This window comes from Alphaproteobacteria bacterium (assembly GCA_024244705.1).
GTDB lineage: Bacteria > Pseudomonadota > Alphaproteobacteria > JAAEOK01 > JAAEOK01 > JAAEOK01.
Genome location: JAAEOK010000120.1, coordinates 1 through 866, shown reverse-complemented (window position 1 = coordinate 866; position 866 = coordinate 1). Strand labels below are relative to the sequence as shown.

1 protein-coding gene is annotated in these 866 nt (G+C 49.3%); it reads right to left on the bottom strand.

Going from position 1 to position 866, the window contains the following annotated elements; genetic code table 11:
* Positions 1 to 120: 120 nt before the first annotated feature.
* Positions 121 to 846, bottom strand: coding sequence for a hypothetical protein (locus GY791_21640; protein ID MCP4330996.1), 726 nt, complete (start codon positions 844 to 846; stop codon positions 121 to 123).
* Positions 847 to 866 lie beyond the last annotated feature (20 nt).

Sequence of the window (866 nt, the reverse complement as noted above, 5' to 3'; positions counted from 1 at the left end):
GGATCTGCTATAAGGGGAGCTGGTGTAATAGTTTTGGGGACAAAACACATGTGTAGAGCTCACATATTGCATTCGGCCGCGGGTTCGCCTCTCTCAATTCTGTGTTTATACTACCAGGTTCTAATATATACGATGGTACAGTTCTAGGCACATTTTCCACGATTTGCGAGGCCACGACAGTTTCACCTTGATGTCCAATGAACATCCAATGCAAGATTGCAGCAGTGCACCAGGCGTATGATGCTGCAAGATATCCATAGCCGACAAAATTGTGAAACCCTTGCCTATCTGCAACTCAGGGTGTTCCTCGTGAAGCACATGCAGAGAAGCAACAATGCGAACAGCCTTGAGGGAGTCCCCACCACTTTCAAAAAAGTCGCTGGCCATTTCCATACCCTCACTCTGGAGTTCCTTCCGATAGATTGCGAGGACCACTTCTTCCAGTGGAGAATTGGGAACCACATGGTGTCCATGAGAGCTTCTGGTGCCACCACTTCTGTGTGCAGCTTTGCTCTCAACCAAGAGACTAAGAAGGGCATGATGATCTGCCTTGCCAAACGGTGTGGTTGGGATGAAGTCCACGGAAAGTACCACAGAAGGGACCATGTAAGGCGGCAGCACCTTGGAAACACCAAACTTAACAGCAGAAGTGTCCATACTCTCAGGTGTCACAAAGCCCACCAGGCTCTGTTCATGCACCAACACCACCGCTCGGGTGATATATGAGTTCACGGATCGCAGAGCTGTCTCAACCTCACCCAGCTCCACACGTTGGCCTCTGATTTTGATTTGCCCATTATTTCGCCCAACGAAGAAAATGGATCCATCGGGAAGCAGTTTGACCATGTCTCCGGTCTTGTAGATGT

Coding starts and splice junctions, on each gene's coding strand:
- GY791_21640 (MCP4330996.1), bottom strand. CDS start 846: ATGGTCAAACTGCTTCCCGATGGATCCATTTTCTTCGTTGGGCGAAAT.